Origin of the sequence: Streptomyces sp. NRRL F-6492 (assembly GCF_001280125.1) — a bacterium.
In the GTDB taxonomy this organism is placed as follows: domain Bacteria; phylum Actinomycetota; class Actinomycetes; order Streptomycetales; family Streptomycetaceae; genus Streptomyces.
Window position 1 is genome coordinate 1 of the sequence record NZ_LGEG01000249.1, and the last position, 15,703, is coordinate 15,703.

Sequence of the window (15,703 nt, forward strand, 5' to 3'; positions counted from 1 at the left end):
TCTCGGGGCCCGGGGCTTCTTCGGGGGCCGGGGCATCTTCGGGGACCGGGGCTTCTTCGGAGGCCGAGGCATCTTCGGAGGCGAGGGGCCCCTCGCGCGCCGGGGCCGTGCCCTCCGGGGCCGGGGTCGAATCCGGGGCCGCTCCCGGTCCCGGGTCCGGGTCCAGGGCCGGGATCGCGGCCGGGTCCGGGTCCGGGTCCAGGTCCGGGCCCAGGGCCGGGATCGCGGCCGGGTCCAGGGCCGGGATCGCGGCCGGGTCCAGGTCCGGGCCCAGGGCCGGGATCGTGGCCGGGTCCGGGCCCAGGTCCAGGTCCGGGCCCAGGGCCGGGATCGTGGCCGGGTCCGGGTCCGGGCCCAGGTCCGTCTCCGCCGGGTCCGGCGCCCCCGTCCCGTACCCCCGGCGCCCCGTGAGTTCCCTCCGTGCCGTCCGCCACTCCTCCAGCCCGGCCGGGCCGGTGCCGCACGCGCGGACGAAGGCCGTCAGGAGTTCCTCGCGGGGCAGGGTCGTGCGGGACAGCATGTTCGCCACCGTGGAGCGGGGCAGGACGTCCCCGCGCGCCTCCGCCCGCGCCGACAGCTCGCGGTACGTCAGGCCGGACCAGTCCTTGAGCGCCTGGAGGCGCGCGAGGAACTCGGCGGGGCTCCGTACGCCCCGCGGATCAGGGGCGTGCTCCCCCGGCGTCATCCGCGCCTCCCCCTTCGCCCGGACAGGCGGACAGGGTTGGGACGTGTCCGGGACAGGCCCCCAGCCTTGTTGATCCCGCGCTCCGGCTCAAGAGTGGAATCCGGCATTTCCGGGGAGGTGCCGGCACGCCGAAACGGCCCCGACCGTCCACGGGGGGACGGTCGGGGCCGTGAAGGCCGGCGGGCTCAGAAAACCGACTCCGCCTCGCGGATGCGGTCCGCCGGGACCCTCTTGAGCTGGGTCACGGCCTCCGCGAGCGGCACCATCTCGATGTCCGTGCCGCGCAGCGCCGTCATCCGGCCGAAGTCGCCGCGGTGCGCCGCCTCGACCGCGTGCCAGCCGAAGCGGGTCGCGAGCACCCGGTCGTACGCGGTCGGCGTGCCGCCGCGCTGGACGTGGCCGAGGATGACCGGGCGGGCCTCCTTGCCGAGGCGCCGCTCCAGCTCGACGGCGAGCTGGTTGCCGATGCCCTGGAAGCGCTCGTGGCCGAACTGGTCGATCTCGCCCTTGGCGTACTCCATCGAGCCCTCGGCGGGGTGCGCGCCCTCGGCGACGCAGATGACGGCGAACTTCTTGCCGCGCGCGAAGCGTTCCTCGACCATCTTGACGAGGTCGTCGACCTCGAAGGGCCGCTCGGGGAGGCAGATGCCGTGCGCGCCGCCGGCCATGCCGGACTCCAGGGCGATCCAGCCGGCGTGGCGGCCCATCACCTCGACGACCATCACGCGCTGGTGGGACTCGGCGGTGGTCTTGAGGCGGTCCATGGCCTCGGTGGCGACGCCGACGGCGGTGTCGAAGCCGAAGGTGCGGTCCGTGGAGGAGATGTCGTTGTCGATGGTCTTCGGGACGCCGACGACGGGCATGCCGGCGTCGGAGAGCATCCGGGCGGCGGTCAGGGTGCCCTCGCCGCCGATCGGGATGAGGACGTCGATGCCGTACTGGCGGGCCAGGTCGGAGGCGGACTCGGCGGCCTCGCGCAGCCGGTTCCGCTCCAGGCGGGCCGAGCCGAGGATGGTGCCGCCGCGGGCCAGGATGCCGCTGACGGCGTTCAGGTCGAGCGGCCGGAAGTGGCCGTCGAGGAGGCCCTTGAAGCCGTCCTCGAAGCCGATGACCTCGTCTCCGTGACCGGTCATCGCCCGGTGCACGACCGACCGGATCACTGCGTTCAGGCCGGGGCAGTCGCCGCCTGCGGTGAGAACTCCGATGCGCATCGTGCTGTGTCTCCTGCTCGGTCGCGGTCCGTGTGAGCCACGGCAATTCTCACACGCCGGGCCTGAGGGGCGCGCTCGCCGCCGTTCCGCGCGTCCCTCGCGGGGGACCGCCGGGGGTCCCCCGGCAGCCCTCGGGGAGCCCTTCCGGGGCCCTTCGGCCCGGGTTTCCGGGCCCTTCGTCCGGCGGGCGACCTAACCACCGCCGGGGGTATTGTCAAGGGGGTAATGCCGCCCTATCGGGGCTTTCCAAGCCCTTCTGATTGACACACCCGCGGACCTGCGTGACGGACACAGGTGACGGACGCGCGTGAGGAACGCACGGGTGAGGGACGTACGGGCCGGGAAGGCGGAGCTGGGGCACCGCCCGGGCCCTTCCGCAGGACTGGACAGGAGACCACGGCGTGACGCGCAGCGTGTACGTGACCGGGATCGACCGCGGTGACGGCCGCCAGGTCGTCGAGCTGGGAGTCATGGAGCTCCTGACCCGCCAGGTGGACCGGGTGGGGGTGTTCCGCCCGCTGGTGCACGACGGGCCCGACCGGCTCTTCGACCTGCTGCGCGCCCGCTACCGGCTCTCGCAGGACGCCTCGACGGTCTACGGCATGGACTACCAGGAGGCCTCCGCCCTCCAGGCCGAACGGGGCACCGACGAACTGGTCTCCCGGCTGGTCGACCGCTTCCACGCCGTCGCCCGCGACTACGAGGTCGTCCTCGTCCTCGGCACCGACTTCGCCGCCACCCAGCTCCCCGACGAGCTGGCGATCAACGCGCGCCTCGCCAACGAGTTCGGCGCCTCCGTCATCCCGGTGGTCGGCGGCAAGGGCCAGTCGGCGGAGTCCGTGCGGGCCGAGGCGCGCAACGCCTTCCGGGCGTACGACGGGCTCGGCTGCGACGTGCTCGCGATGGTGGTCAACCGGGTGGCGGCCGAGGACCGGGAGGCCATCGCGGAGCGGCTCGCGGCCCGGCTGCCCGTGCCCTGCTACGTCCTGCCGGACGAGCCGGCCCTGTCCGCGCCGACGGTCGCCCAGATCACCCACGCGCTCGGCGCCACCGTCGTCCTCGGCGACGACGCCGGGCTCGCCCGGGACGCCCTGGACTTCGTCTTCGGCGGCGCGATGCTGCCGAACTTCCTGAACGCCCTGACGCCCGGCTGTCTGGTCGTCACCCCCGGGGACCGGGCCGACCTGGTCGTCGGCGCGCTCGCCGCGCACTCGGCCGGCACCCCGCCGATCGCCGGGGTGGTGCTCACCCTGAACGAGCGGCCCAGCGAGGAGATCCTGACCCTGGCGGCCCGGCTCGCGCCCGGCACCCCGGTGGTCTCGGTCGCCGGGAACAGCTTCCCGACCGCCGCCGAACTCTTCGCCCTGGAGGGCAAGCTGAACGCGGCGACCCCGCGCAAGGCGGAGACCGCGCTCGGCCTGTTCGAGCGGCACGTGGACACCGCCGACCTGCTCAAGCGGGTCTCGGTGGCCCGCAGCGGCCGGGTCACCCCGATGATGTTCGAGCACGAGCTGCTCGAACAGGCGCGGGCCGACCGGCGCCGGGTGGTGCTCCCGGAGGGCACGGAGGAGCGGGTGCTGCGCGCCGCCGACGTGCTGCTGCGCCGGGACGTGTGCGACCTGACGCTGCTGGGCGACGTGGAGACCATCCGCAAGAAGGCCGCCGACCTGAGCGTGGACCTGCGCGAGACGCAGCTGATCGACCCGCGCACCTCGGAGCTGCGGGACTCGTTCGCCGAGAAGTACGCGGCGCTGCGCGCCCACAAGGGCGTCACCGTGGAGCTGGCGTACGACGTGGTGTCGGACGTGAACTACTTCGGCACCCTGATGGTCCAGGAGGGGCTGGCCGACGGCATGGTGTCCGGCTCGGTGCACTCCACGGCCGCGACGATCCGCCCGGCCTTCGAGATCATCAAGACGAAGCCGGACGCCTCGATCGTCTCGTCGGTCTTCTTCATGTGCCTGGCGGACAAGGTGCTGGTGTACGGCGACTGCGCGGTCAACCCGGACCCGAACGCCGAGCAGCTCGCGGACATCGCCGTCCAGTCGGCCGCCACCGCGGCCCGGTTCGGCGTGGAGCCGCGGATCGCGATGCTCTCGTACTCCACGGGCACCTCGGGCTCCGGCGCCGACGTCGACAAGGTGCGGGAGGCGACCAAGCTCGTCCGGGGGGCGCACCCGGAGCTGCGGATCGAGGGGCCCATCCAGTACGACGCGGCCGTGGAGCCCTCGGTGGCGGCGACGAAGCTTCCGGGTTCGGAGGTGGCGGGGCAGGCGTCGGTGCTGATCTTCCCCGACCTGAACACCGGCAACAACACGTACAAGGCCGTGCAGCGTTCGGCCGGCGCCGTGGCCGTCGGCCCGGTCCTCCAGGGCCTGCGCAAGCCCGTGAACGACCTCTCGCGCGGCGCGCTCGTCAGCGACATCGTCAACACGGTCGCCATCACGGCGATCCAGTCCCAGGGTCAGGAGCTCCCCGCATGACCGGCACCCCCACTCGCGTACTGGTCCTCAACTCCGGTTCGTCGTCGCTGAAGTACCAGCTGCTCGACATGCGCGACGACAGCCGTCTCGCCCAGGGGCTCGTGGAGCGGATCGGCGAGGAGACCTCGCGGCTCGCGCACACCCCGCTCCGGGGGGACGGCGGGAAGCGCGAGCGCAACGGCCCGGTCTCCGACCACTCGGCCGCGCTGAAGGCGGTCGCCGAGGAGCTGGCGGCGGACGGGCTCGGCCTGGACTCCCCCGAGCTGGCGGCGATCGGGCACCGGGTGGTGCACGGCGGGCTGCGGTTCACCGAGCCGACCGTCATCGACGGCGAGGTGCTCGCGGAGATCGAGCGGCTCGTCCCGGTGGCGCCGCTGCACAACCCGGCGAACCTCGTCGGCATCCGTACGGCGATGGCGCTGCGGCCCGACCTGCCGCAGGTGGCGGTCTTCGACACCGCCTTCCACACCACGATGCCGGAGTCCGCGGCCCGGTACGCGATCGACGTGGAGACCGCCGACGCGCACCGGATCCGGCGGTACGGCTTCCACGGCACCTCGCACGCGTACGTCTCGCGGGAGACGGCGCGGCTGCTCGGCAAGGAGCCGGAGGAGGTGAACGTGATCGTGCTGCACCTGGGGAACGGGGCGTCCGCCTCCGCGGTGCGGGGCGGCCGGTGCGTGGACACCTCGATGGGCCTGACGCCCCTGGAGGGCCTGGTCATGGGGACCCGCTCGGGCGACATCGACCCGGCGGTCACCTTCCACCTCCGGCGGGTGGCGGGGATGTCGGCGGACGAGATCGACGTCCTGCTGAACAAGCGGTCCGGTCTGGTGGGCCTCTGCGGCGACAACGACATGCGGGAGATCCGCCGCCGGGTCGACGAGGGCGACGAGCGGGCGGCGCTCGCCTTCGACGTCTACGTCCACCGGCTGAAGAAGTACATCGGCGCGTACTACGCGGTGCTCGGCCGGGTGGACGCGGTGGCCTTCACGGCGGGCGTCGGGGAGAACGCGGCGCCGGTGCGGCAGGCGGCGATCGCGGGTCTGGAGGAGCTGGGGCTCGCGGTGGACGCGGGGCTCAACGCGGTGCGTTCGGACGAGGCGCGGTTCATCTCGCCGGAGTACGCGCGGGTGGCGGTCGCCGTGGTGCCGACGGACGAGGAGCTGGAGATCGCGCGCCAGAGCTACGCGCTCGTACGGGGCGCGCGCGGGCAGGACGCGCCGGCGGGGGACGCGCTCGTACGGGGCGCGGAGGGCTCGAACGAGTGATCGCCTGAGCGGCCGTCCGCCCATTTGTACTTTCCGCCAGACGGAATATTCCGCAGTGAAACAAACCGATAGGATCCGCCTCATGCGCCGTTCCAAAATCGTCTGCACGCTGGGCCCCGCCGTCGACTCGTATGAGCAGCTGAAGGCTCTCATCGAGGCCGGCATGAACGTGGCCCGATTCAACTTCAGCCACGGCTCCCAGGCAGAACACCAGGAGCGGTACGACCGCGTCCGGCAGGTCGCCGCGGACACCGGACGGGCCGTCGGCGTCCTCGCCGACCTCCAGGGCCCCAAGATCCGTCTGGAGACCTTCGCCGAGGGACCGGTCGAGCTGGTGCGCGGTGACGAGTTCACCATCACCACCGAGGACGTCCCGGGCGACAAGTCGATCTGCGGCACCACCTACAAGGGTCTGCCGGGCGACGTCTCCAAGGGCGACCAGGTCCTCATCAACGACGGCAACGTCGAGCTGCGGGTGGTCGAGGTCGAGGGCCCCCGGGTCAGGACCATCGTCATCGAGGGCGGTGTCGTCTCGGACCACAAGGGCATCAACCTGCCCGGCGCGGCCGTCAACGTCCCGGCCCTCTCCGAGAAGGACGTCGACGACCTGCGCTTCGCCCTGCGGATGGGCTGCGACATGGTCGCCCTGTCGTTCGTCCGGGACGCCGACGACGTCAAGGACGTCCACAAGGTGATGGACGAGGAGGGCCGCCGGGTCCCCGTCATCGCCAAGGTGGAGAAGCCGCAGGCCGTGGAGAACATGGAGGCCGTCGTCGCGGCCTTCGACGCCGTCATGGTGGCCCGCGGCGACCTCGCCGTGGAGTACCCGCTGGAGAAGGTCCCGATGGTGCAGAAGCGCCTGGTGGAACTCTGCCGCCGCAACGCCAAGCCGGTCATCGTCGCCACCCAGATGATGGAGTCGATGATCACCAACTCGCGTCCGACCCGCGCCGAGGCGAGCGACGTCGCCAACGCGATCCTGGACGGCGCCGACGCGGTCATGCTGTCGGCCGAGTCCTCGGTCGGCGCGTACCCGATCGAGACCGTCAAGACGATGTCGAAGATCGTCACGGCGGCCGAGGAGGAGCTGCTCTCCAAGGGCCTCCAGCCCCTGGTCCCGGGCAAGAAGCCGCGCACCCAGGGCGGTTCGGTCGCCCGCGCGGCCTGCGAGATCGCGGACTTCCTGGGCGGCAAGGCCCTGGTCGCCTTCACCCAGTCCGGCGACACGGCCCGCCGCCTCTCGCGCTACCGGACCCAGCAGCCGATCCTCGCCTTCACGACGGACGAGAACACCCGCAACCAGCTCACCCTGAGCTGGGGCGTCGAGTCCTTCGTCGTCCCGCACGTGGACAACACCGACGCGATGGTCGACCTCGTGGACGCCGAGCTCCTCAAGCTCCAGCGCCACAACGAGGGCGACACCATGGTCATCACGGCCGGCTCGCCCCCCGGCGTCCCCGGCACGACGAACATGGTCCGGGTGCACCACCTGGGCGGCGGCGAGCGCGACTGACGCGCCGCGCCGGACGCACGTGACGGTGGGCCGCACCCCTGGAAAGGGGTGCGGCCCACCGCGCGTTCAGCTCAGTCGTCCTCGTCGTCGTCGAGGACCGACGGCTCCAGCCTGGTCAGCAGGAACCGCAGGTCGTCGCGCGCGTGGGCCGTCTCCAGGACGCGCATCATGGCCGGCACCCCGGCGTCCCGGGTGATCACCAGGTCGGGGCACTGGAACTGGATGCGCCCGTACTCCTCGCGCTCACTCTCCATCCACCTCTGGATCGCCCCGAGCGTGAGGAACGTGGCGCTGTACCGCGTCCCGTCCCGGAGCGTGACGATCACATCGACGTTGTCCACGGTCGCCTCGTCGTCCTCGGCGCCCAGCATGAACACGGCGTCGAAGTGCGGCGTCCTCACCAGATGCAGTGGATCTCCCATGAAGTCCCTCCGGACACTCGACGGCCTCGGACTCCTCTCGCCCACCGGACCTGGTCACGATCGGCCGACCGTTCCCGCCGGGCACGGCCCGGAACCGCAGGGCCGCACTCCCGCGAAGGGGGGTGCGGCCCGCGATGTGGTGCGGCTCCCGGAGCGGTACGGGGGATCAGCCGGGCTCGATCGTGTTGCGGAGGCCCGGGATCTTGAGGGTGCCGCCGAACTGGCCGGCCTGCTTGATCTTCACGTCGGTGAACCAGACGAGCGGGACGTCCAGCGGGGGCGGGGACTCCGGGCTGAAGGTGACCCGGACGAAGGGGAGGCCGAAGATGTTGCCCTTCAGCTCCTCCGTGTACATCGTCACCGTGCCGCCGGTGATGGTCGACGGACCGGCCTTGGGGTCGGCGGGAAGGGAGCGGACGTGGGCCTTGCGGCCCTCGGAGTGGGCCGTTATCTGGTGCAGGTCCTTGATCACCACGGTGCTCGCGGTGAACTTCAGCACCTTCTTGACCTTGCCGCCGTAGGTCTTCACCTCGACGATGCCGTGGTACTTCAGGCCCAGCAGATCGAGCTTCGAGCTCTCCAGGACCCACGGCTCGTCCGGGAGCAGCGGGACGCCGGGCTCCAGTTCGGCCGCCGCGAGCGCCGCGTCGTCGCGCTCGGGGCACGGGAAGCGGGGCTTGGCGCCCTCGGGTATGTCCTCGTCCTTCTTGGCGTCGAGGCCCTTCGCGCTCTCCGGCAGCTCCTCCGTCTTGGCACCGGCCTTCTCGGCCGCCTCGCGGATCGCGGCCTTCTTCTTCTCCGCGTCCGGGTCGGCGGCCGGCTTCGGGGCGTTGGTCGCCTTCGGCGCGGTGGCCGGGGCCGTCGGGGCGGAGGCCGTCGGGGCCGGGGTCGTCGGCGCCGCCGTCGTGGGCGTGGCCGTCGGGGTGGGCGCGGCGGTCGTGGGCGTGGCGGTCGCCTTCGGGCCGAGGCCGTCGAAGACGTCCTTCAGCGCGTCGCCCAGGCCCAGCGGGTCCAGCGGGTTCTTCGACTTCGTCGGCGTGGGTGTGGCCGTCGGGGTCGGCGTGGCGGCGGGCTTCGGAGCCGTGGTGGTCCGCACCCGCTGCGTGTTCGCCTGTCCGGTCGTCGTCGCGGTCGGCGTCGGCGTCGCGGTGGCGGAGGGGGTGCCGGAGGGAGTGGCCGAGGGGGACGCGGTCGCGGTCGCCGAGGGGGTGGCCGTCGGCTTCGCCGTCTCCTTCTCCGTCTCCGAGGCCTCCGGCGTCGGCTCGTCCGAGCGCGTCACGCAGGGGCCGGGGGCGAAGGGGATGTCCTTGTCGTCGGCGAGGGCGATCTTGGGCGTGAGGCCCATCCCCACGAACACCGCGGTCGGCATGGCGGCCAGCGCCATCGCCTTGCCCGCGGGGCCCTGGATCCTGTTCAGCAGCGACTTGCGTGGGGCCGCGTGGCGCGGTCCGCCCTTCGCGAGCGCCGGCTGGGTCTCGTCACCCCGCACTGTTCCTCCCGCCGTTGGCATCGAACGTCTTGTGGGTCGCGTGGTGCTCCGGTCCGCGCTGCTCCGGGAGTCCGGCCGTCAGCACGGCCCCGGCCTCGGCGGGGGCCTCCGGCTCGGCGTCGTCCTCCGTGTCCACGGCCTCCTCGACCGGGGGCGCGGGCGCCCAGGCGATGGACATGGCGCCGCCGATCATGGAGAGCATGAACCCGATGACGAGGCCACCGAAGTTCGACACCGGGATGGAGACGAGCGCCAGGACGATCGCCGCGACGCCCGCGAAGACCCGGACGATGGGCTGGAACCACATCGTCAGTCCGAGCGTGATGAGCAGGACGCCGATGATCAGCGCACCCGCCCCGGCGGTCGTCGCCATGGCGAGGGTCATGTTCCCGAGACGCATGTCGCCGTACGGCAGATACGCGATGGGGACACCACCCAGCAGGGTGAGCAGTCCCGCCCAGAAGGGCCGGGTCTGCCTCCAGACCTTGAACCGCTTCTCCTTGGGGACTTCACGGGAAGCAGTGGGATCGGCGCTCATGGAAACAGCTCCCTGGAAGCGGTCTTGCTGAGAAGAATTACTGAGAGACGGAGCCGCGGGCGCGCGGCCGTACGGGCGGGGCCGCAAGGAACGACCCCGCCCACCGGGCCGGTACTAGCCGGCGAAGCACTCCTTGACACCGCGGTGCAGCGACAGCTTCAGGTCGGGAAGCTTGAAGGTGGCGGCGGTGGTGGCCCACGCCTTCTGCTCCACGTTCGACAGCACCGCGTGCTGGGCGCGCTGTCCGAAGCCGTACGGGTGCGCCTTCTTCTCGGTGCCGGGCTGGATGCCGGGCTTGCTCTTGTCCTCGGCGTTGAGCGCGCCGGCGGCGACACCGATGTCGATGTTGGTGAACTCGGCGTCCGCCTTGAGGTCGGAGACGTCCAGGTAGATGCCCTTGGCGTAGACCTTGTCTTCCTTCTTGCCGGACTGCTCGGCCTTGGTACCGGCCGTCAGCTGCAGGGAGACCGGGCCGATGAACGGGACCTCGGGCGTCACGACGGACTGGCACATGGCCGTGATGTACGCCTCGGAGAAGCCCGAGACGGCGACCGGCGCGGCGATGTCCTCGCCCTTGAGGCCCTTGCCGTTGACGTAACTGCCGTACTGGACGAAGTCCCAGCCCTCGAGCTGCTTCGCCTTGACCTTGAACTCCTGGCCGGAAATCGCGAACGACGCGGCGAGCGCGCCCTGCGCCAGGCCGACGCCGATCGCCGCCGTGGCGACCACGCTGGGCACCATGACGACGGCGAAACGCTTCCATCTGGTCCCGCCACGAACCTGGGACTTCATGAGAATCCTCCTTCTCGGACGTACATCTCCAGAAGGGGCGTGGGCCCGATCTGCGATGGGAGAAGAGCTACGTCCTCGGGAAGGAGAGCGCCGGGGCGTCGAACGACGCGCTGCGTGTCCGAGTCACCGGCGATCACCCCCGAGCGACAACCATGGGCCACGCGGTGCGCGTGACCTGATTGGACAGGCCCCGTTCGGTGAGAGCGGGAACCCCCCTGTCCACGACCGACGCCGGAGCGCCGGTCCGCCCGGTGGGGACCCTCTCCGCGGCCCCGGTTGGTTGCCGGGGTCGTGCGGTTCGGACCGAGCGTGGCCGATCGTGGTCCATTCCGGGCGCCCGCACAAGGGGGTTCGTTACTGGCTAGTAACGGGTGGATAACCGCGACGTGGCGAGACGGGACCGAACGGGCACACAGGGTGCGTTCGAAGGGTGGGGAATGTCGGGAGATCGACGGACGAACCAGGGCAGAACGCCGGGTTCGATTTACTGCAAGTAACAGCGGCCGCGATTACCAAGTTTTGGTAAAGCGCGGCCGCCGTTTGTCACTCCGCTGCCAAATCGCCGGGCGATCAGGCGCACGGGACGAGGTCCCGGAGGCCTCAGAACAGCACGCGGGCGAGGGCCTGTCGGGCCGCCGTCACGCGCGGGTCGTCGGCGCCGATCACCTCGAACAGCTCCAGGAGCCGCAGCCGCACCGCGTTCCGGTCCTCACCGGCCGTGCGGCGCACGGTCTCCACCAGGCGCCCGAAGGCGTCCTGCACGTGGCCGCCCGCCAGATCGAGGTCGGCGGCGGCGAGCTGCGCGGTGACGTCGGCCGGATTGTCGGCGGCGTTCCTGCGGACGGCGCCCGGGTCCAGGTCCTGCACGCGGGTGAGGAGTTCGGCCTGCGCGAGGCCGAGCTTGGCCTCCGGGTGGGCCGGGTCGTCGGCGAGCACGTTCTTGTACGCCTGGACGGCGCCGGCCAGGTCGCCCGCGTCGAGCGCGGCCATCGCCGCTTCGAGGAGGGAGTCGTACGGGCCGGCGGGCCGCTCGGCGACGGGGGCCGAGGGGTCGGCGTCCGCGTCCACGGCGATGCCGGTGAGGCCGAAGCGCTCCTCGCCGACCGCGATCAGCTGGTCGAGGGTCTCGCGGATCTGGGCCTCGGGCACCGCGCCCTGGAAGAGCGGCAGCGCCTGACCGGCGACCACCGCGAAAACGGCCGGAATTCCCTGGATGCCGAACTGCTGCATCAGCATCTGGTTGGCGTCGACGTCGATCTTCGCGAGCAGGAAGCGGCCGTGGTACTCGACGGCGAGCCGCTCCAAGAGGGGGCCGAGCTGCTTGCAGGGCTCGCACCACTCGGCCCAGAAGTCGAGGACGACCGGGACCTCGGCGGAACGCTGGAGCACATCGCGCTCGAAGCCCGCCTCGTCGACGTCGATCACCAGGGCGGACGGGGGCACGGCGGCCGTTCCGCCCTGCCGGGCGGCTTCGGCGCGCGCCTGCTCCGCCTTCGCCTTGGCCTCTCCGGCCGCCTTCACCGCGGCGAGGTCGACGACGCCGCTCATGGACATGTTTCGGGGCTGCATGGCTACATCCTCCCCCTTCCGCGCGCGTAACCGTTAAGCCGTGGCCGAACCGCGCCGTCCACCCGCCTCCCGCCGGTGTGCGAGACGTGTGGACGCCACGGTTCCTCGTCTTCTGTTGTCCGCCGGTTCGCACCGGGTCCCCACCCGGTGCCGTGGTTGTCGCTCGGGCCGCTCAAAGCCTTTCGCTACGAGTCGTAGCGTAACTGGCGGGACGGAGGCGGCGGGAGGGCGCACGGCCGATCCGTACGGTGAACTGCCTCACATCACGGCCCTCTGGCGCCGTACCTACCGGCGGGTATGGTCGTCGTCCATGTGCAGCCGTACCAACCCCCGCAGCAGCCGTACCGGGCGCCCCCGCTCCACCGAGGCCGACGAGGCCATCCTGGAGGCGACCCGCGCGGCCCTGGTCGAGCTGGGCTGGTCCAAGCTCACGATGGGGGACGTCGCCGGCCGCGCCGGGGTCGCGAAGACGACCCTCTACCGCCGCTGGGCCAACAAGAGCGAGCTCGTGGTGGACGCGGTCGCCGTCCTCTTCGACGAGCTCGAACTCCCCGACCTGGGCTCGCTCCGGGCCGACATCGAGCACGTGGTGCTCCAGTTCGCGGCGCTCCTGGAGCGCCCCGAGACCAAGACGGCGCTGATGGCGGTGGTCGCCGAGTCGACCCGGGACGAGCCGCTGCGCGAGCGCATCCGCGCCTCCATCGTCGACCGCCAGAAGCGGCTCGTCATGGAGGGCCGGATGCGGGCGCAGCGGCGCGGCGAACTCCCGGCCGACCGCGACCTGCCGGCCGTCGGCGCCACCGACGACCTGATCTTCGACGTGATCGCGGGCGCGGTCGTGCACCGCGCCCTGGTCAGCGCCGAGCCGGTGGACGAGCCGTGGGTGGCGCGCCTGTCGGCCCTCCTGGTGGGGGGCCTGGGCGCGGCGGCGGCCGCCGGGAGCTGAGCCGCGCACGGACGCGTGAGGGGCGGTACGGGACCTCCCGTACCGCCCCTGCCGGCTTCCCGTGCCGCCCCGTCGGCCCCTCGTACCGCCCCTGTCGCGTGTCGGGCGCCTCAGAAGCCGGGGGGCTCCGTGTAGACGCCCCACTCGTCGCGCAGGGCGTCGCAGATCTCGCCGAGGGTGGCCTCGGCGCGGACGGCCTCCAGCATGGGCGCGATCGTGTTCGAGCCGTCGCGGGCGGCGGTCAGCATCGCGTCGAGCGAGGCGCGGACCTCGGCGTCGTCCCGGCGGCCCTTGCGCTCGCCGAGGACGCGGACCTGTTCCCGCTCGACCTCGTGGCTGACGCGGAGGATCTCCAGGTCGCCGGTGACGGAGCCGTGGTGGGCGTTGACGCCGACGACCCGCTTGTCGCCCTTCTCCAGGGCGCGCTGGTACCGGAAGGCGGACTCGGCGATCTCGCCGGTGAACCAGCCGTCCTCGATGCCGCGCAGGATGCCCGAGGTGATCGGCCCGATCGGGTGCCGCCCGTCCGGGTGGGCAAGGCGGCCGCGCTCCCCGATCCGCTCGAAGATCTTCTCGGCGTCGGCCTCGATGCGGTCGGTGAGCTGCTCGACGTACCAGGAACCGCCCAGCGGGTCCGCGACGTTGGCGACGCCGGTCTCCTCCATGAGCACCTGCTGGGTGCGCAGCGCGATCTCGGCGGCCTGCTCGCTGGGGAGCGCGAGGGTCTCGTCGAGGGCGTTGGTGTGGAGGGAGTTGGTGCCGCCGAGGACGGCGGAGAGGGCCTCGACGGCGGTCCGCACGACGTTGTTGTAGGGCTGCTGGGCGGTGAGGGAGACGCCGGCGGTCTGGGTGTGGAAGCGGAGCCACTGCGCCTTGTCGGTCTTCGCGCCGTACGTCTCCTTCATCCAGCGGGCCCAGATGCGGCGGGCGGCGCGGAACTTGGCGATCTCCTCGAAGAAGTCGAGGTGCGCGTCGAAGAAGAAGGAGAGGCCGGGGGCGAAGACGTCGACGTCCAGGCCGCGGGAGAGGCCGAGTTCGACGTAGCCGAAGCCGTCGGCGAGGGTGTACGCCAGCTCCTGCGCGGCCGTCGCCCCGGCCTCGCGGATGTGGTAGCCGGAGACGGAGAGCGGCTTGTACGCGGGGATCTCCGCCGCGCAGTGCTCCATCAGGTCGCCGATGAGGCGCAGATGGGGCTCGGGCTCGAAGAGCCACTCCTTCTGCGCGATGTACTCCTTGAAGATGTCGGTCTGGAGCGTGCCGTTGAGCACGGCCGGGTCGACGCCCTGGCGCTCGGCGGCGACCAGGTACATGCAGAAGACCGGGACGGCGGGCCCGGAGATCGTCATGGACGTGGTGACGTCGCCGAGCGGGATGCCCTCGAAGAGGACCTCCATGTCGGCGGCGGAGTCGACGGCGACGCCGCAGTGGCCGACCTCACCGAGGGAGCGGGGGTCGTCGGAGTCGCGGCCCATGAGGGTGGGCATGTCGAAGGCGACGGAGAGGCCGCCGCCGCCGGCGGCCAGGATCATCTTGTACCGCTCGTTGGTCTGCTCGGCGTTGCCGAAGCCGGCGAACTGGCGGATGGTCCAGGTCCGGCCGCGGTAGCCGGTCGGGTGGAGCCCCCGGGTGAAGGGGTACTCGCCGGGCCAGCCGATGCGCTCGAACCCCTCGTAGGTGTCGCCGGGCCGGGGGCCGTAGACGGGCTCGACGGCGTCGCCGGAGAGCGTGGTGAAGTCGGCGTCCCGCTTGCGGGCCGTGTCGTAGCGGGCCTGCCAGCGACGGCGGCCTTCCTCGATGGCGTCAGCGTCCATGTCCCAAATTTACTAGGACGTCCTAGTACATGTCGACGGCAGACCCCGCGCGGCGTGGCGCGGGGCGGGGTGCCGCGAAGGGATCACACCTTGGCGGGAACCGGCTGCGCGCCGTTGACCAGCGGGAGCGTCTCCTGGTGGATCCGGCGCTCGACGAAGAAGGCCGCGAAGGGGATCGTCCCCGAGACCAGCACCCACAGGAGCTTCCCGAACGGCCAGCGGGCCTTGGATCCCAGGTCGAAGGCGAAGACGAGGTAGACGATGTAGAGGACGCCGTGGGTCTGGGAGACCGCGAAGGTGAGGTCCTCGCCCGTGTGGAAGCCGTACTTCGCGACCATGCACGCGCACAGGATGAGGAGCATGACCGCGGTCACGTACGCCATGACGCGGTAGCGGGTCAGCACGCTGGATTTCATGCCGACGAGCGTAACCGCACGTTCCGGGCGATCTTCGGGCGGGTCAGGCCTCGTCGAAGTCGCTCGCCGCCACCCGGAGCGGGCGCAGCATCGCGAAGATCTCGGCGCACTCCTCCGCGTCGTACGCGCCGAGGCCGAAGTCCATCTCCATCAGGTCGCGGGTGGCGGCCTCGACCACCTCGCGCCCCTTGTCGGTGATGGTGGCGAGGGTGCCGCGGCCGTCGTTGGGGTTGGGGCGCTTGGCGACGAGACCGGACCTCACGAGCCGGTCGACCGTGTTCGTCACCGAGGTGGGGTGCACCATCAGCCGCTCGCCGATCTTGGACATCGGCAGCTCGCCCGCCTTGGAGAAGGTGAGCAGCACCAGGGCCTCGTACCGCGCGAAGGTCAGGCCGTACGGCTTGACGACGGCGTCGACCCCCGCGAGGAGGATCTGGTGGGCGCGCATGATCGAGGTGATCGCGGCCATCGAGGGGACCGGGCCCCAGCGCTTCTGCCAGAGTTCGTCGGCGCGGGCGATGGGGTCGAAGGGGAGACTGAGCGGCTTCGGCACGCGT

At 71.8% G+C, this 15,703-nt stretch carries 14 protein-coding genes; 4 read left to right on the forward strand and 10 right to left on the reverse strand.

What is annotated here, in order from left to right:
• Both ADL08_RS37360 and ADL08_RS27475 read right to left on the reverse strand, forming a co-directional pair.
• The coding region (locus ADL08_RS37360) for a helix-turn-helix domain-containing protein (RefSeq protein ID WP_324615459.1) at positions 1 to 685 on the reverse strand (685 nt) is incomplete at its 3' end.
• 185 nt (positions 686 to 870) lie between these two features.
• Positions 871 to 1,896, reverse strand: coding sequence for an ATP-dependent 6-phosphofructokinase (locus tag ADL08_RS27475; protein WP_053647619.1), 1,026 nt, complete (start codon positions 1,894 to 1,896; stop codon positions 871 to 873).
• Between the two features lie 401 nt (positions 1,897 to 2,297).
• Between ADL08_RS27475 and pta the strand changes: the two genes are divergently transcribed.
• From pta to pyk, 3 genes are all read left to right on the forward strand, one after another.
• Positions 2,298 to 4,379 (forward strand): phosphate acetyltransferase, encoded by a 2,082-nt coding sequence (gene pta, locus ADL08_RS27480; protein WP_053647621.1) that lies wholly within the window; start codon positions 2,298 to 2,300, stop codon positions 4,377 to 4,379.
• Positions 4,376 to 5,650 carry an acetate kinase gene (locus tag ADL08_RS27485; protein WP_053647622.1) on the forward strand — a complete coding sequence of 425 codons (1,275 nt, stop codon included), beginning with the start codon at positions 4,376 to 4,378 and terminating at the stop codon, positions 5,648 to 5,650. Before pta ends, ADL08_RS27485 begins: the two co-directional genes overlap by 4 nt.
• An 82-nt stretch (positions 5,651 to 5,732) precedes the next feature.
• A complete protein-coding gene (gene pyk, locus ADL08_RS27490) occupies positions 5,733 to 7,163 on the forward strand; it encodes a pyruvate kinase (RefSeq protein WP_053647624.1) in 1,431 nt (476 codons plus the stop codon).
• A 71-nt stretch (positions 7,164 to 7,234) separates the two neighbouring features.
• On the opposite strand, the gene ADL08_RS27495 is transcribed toward pyk, so the two are convergent.
• The 5 genes from ADL08_RS27495 to ADL08_RS27515 form a co-directional block, all read right to left on the reverse strand.
• On the reverse strand, positions 7,235 to 7,585 hold the full coding sequence (locus ADL08_RS27495) for a hypothetical protein (protein WP_053647625.1): 351 nt from the start codon (positions 7,583 to 7,585) through the stop codon (positions 7,235 to 7,237).
• Between the two features lie 166 nt (positions 7,586 to 7,751).
• A complete protein-coding gene (locus ADL08_RS27500) occupies positions 7,752 to 9,074 on the reverse strand; it encodes a hypothetical protein (RefSeq protein ID WP_053647627.1) in 1,323 nt (440 codons plus the stop codon).
• Entirely contained in the window at positions 9,064 to 9,612 is a 549-nt protein-coding gene (locus ADL08_RS27505; protein ID WP_053647629.1) for a DUF6114 domain-containing protein, read from the reverse strand. Before ADL08_RS27505 ends, ADL08_RS27500 begins: the two co-directional genes overlap by 11 nt.
• Before the next feature lie 114 nt (positions 9,613 to 9,726).
• Positions 9,727 to 10,404, reverse strand: a complete 678-nt coding sequence (locus tag ADL08_RS27510; protein ID WP_053647631.1) for a DUF6230 family protein — start codon at positions 10,402 to 10,404, stop codon at positions 9,727 to 9,729.
• A gap of 600 nt (positions 10,405 to 11,004) precedes the next feature.
• Positions 11,005 to 11,973, reverse strand: coding sequence for a tetratricopeptide repeat protein (locus ADL08_RS27515; RefSeq protein ID WP_078968054.1), 969 nt, complete (start codon positions 11,971 to 11,973; stop codon positions 11,005 to 11,007).
• Between the two features lie 310 nt (positions 11,974 to 12,283).
• Here ADL08_RS27515 and ADL08_RS27520 point away from each other — a divergent pair, with 310 nt between their 5' ends.
• Positions 12,284 to 12,919: a TetR/AcrR family transcriptional regulator gene (locus ADL08_RS27520; protein ID WP_053647633.1), complete on the forward strand. Its 636-nt coding sequence runs from the start codon at positions 12,284 to 12,286 to the stop codon at positions 12,917 to 12,919.
• Positions 12,920 to 13,029: 110 nt separating this feature from the next.
• Here the strand turns inward: ADL08_RS27520 and ADL08_RS27525 are convergent, their stop codons facing one another.
• From ADL08_RS27525 to ADL08_RS27535, 3 genes are all read right to left on the reverse strand, one after another.
• Positions 13,030 to 14,730 (reverse strand): acyl-CoA mutase large subunit family protein, encoded by a 1,701-nt coding sequence (locus ADL08_RS27525; protein WP_053647635.1) that lies wholly within the window; start codon positions 14,728 to 14,730, stop codon positions 13,030 to 13,032.
• An 83-nt stretch (positions 14,731 to 14,813) separates the two neighbouring features.
• On the reverse strand, positions 14,814 to 15,146 hold the full coding sequence (locus ADL08_RS27530; RefSeq protein WP_053647637.1) for a DUF3817 domain-containing protein: 333 nt from the start codon (positions 15,144 to 15,146) through the stop codon (positions 14,814 to 14,816).
• 43 nt (positions 15,147 to 15,189) lie between these two features.
• Positions 15,190 to 15,699, reverse strand: coding sequence for a MarR family winged helix-turn-helix transcriptional regulator (locus ADL08_RS27535; protein ID WP_053647639.1), 510 nt, complete (start codon positions 15,697 to 15,699; stop codon positions 15,190 to 15,192).
• Positions 15,700 to 15,703 lie beyond the last annotated feature (4 nt).

Excerpts from the sequence above, each read along its gene's own strand:
- ADL08_RS27475 (WP_053647619.1), bottom strand. The coding sequence starts at position 1,896 with ATGCGCATCGGAGTTCTCACCGCAGGCGGCGACTGCCCCGGCCTGAAC.
- ADL08_RS27485 (WP_053647622.1), top strand. The coding sequence starts at position 4,376 with ATGACCGGCACCCCCACTCGCGTACTGGTCCTCAACTCCGGTTCGTCG.
- pyk (WP_053647624.1), top strand. The coding sequence starts at position 5,733 with ATGCGCCGTTCCAAAATCGTCTGCACGCTGGGCCCCGCCGTCGACTCG.
- ADL08_RS27495 (WP_053647625.1), bottom strand. The coding sequence starts at position 7,585 with ATGGGAGATCCACTGCATCTGGTGAGGACGCCGCACTTCGACGCCGTG.
- ADL08_RS27505 (WP_053647629.1), bottom strand. The coding sequence starts at position 9,612 with ATGAGCGCCGATCCCACTGCTTCCCGTGAAGTCCCCAAGGAGAAGCGG.
- ADL08_RS27510 (WP_053647631.1), bottom strand. The coding sequence starts at position 10,404 with ATGAAGTCCCAGGTTCGTGGCGGGACCAGATGGAAGCGTTTCGCCGTC.
- ADL08_RS27515 (WP_078968054.1), bottom strand. The coding sequence starts at position 11,973 with ATGCAGCCCCGAAACATGTCCATGAGCGGCGTCGTCGACCTCGCCGCG.
- ADL08_RS27520 (WP_053647633.1), top strand. The coding sequence starts at position 12,284 with ATGTGCAGCCGTACCAACCCCCGCAGCAGCCGTACCGGGCGCCCCCGC.
- ADL08_RS27525 (WP_053647635.1), bottom strand. The coding sequence starts at position 14,730 with ATGGACGCTGACGCCATCGAGGAAGGCCGCCGTCGCTGGCAGGCCCGC.
- ADL08_RS27530 (WP_053647637.1), bottom strand. The coding sequence starts at position 15,146 with ATGAAATCCAGCGTGCTGACCCGCTACCGCGTCATGGCGTACGTGACC.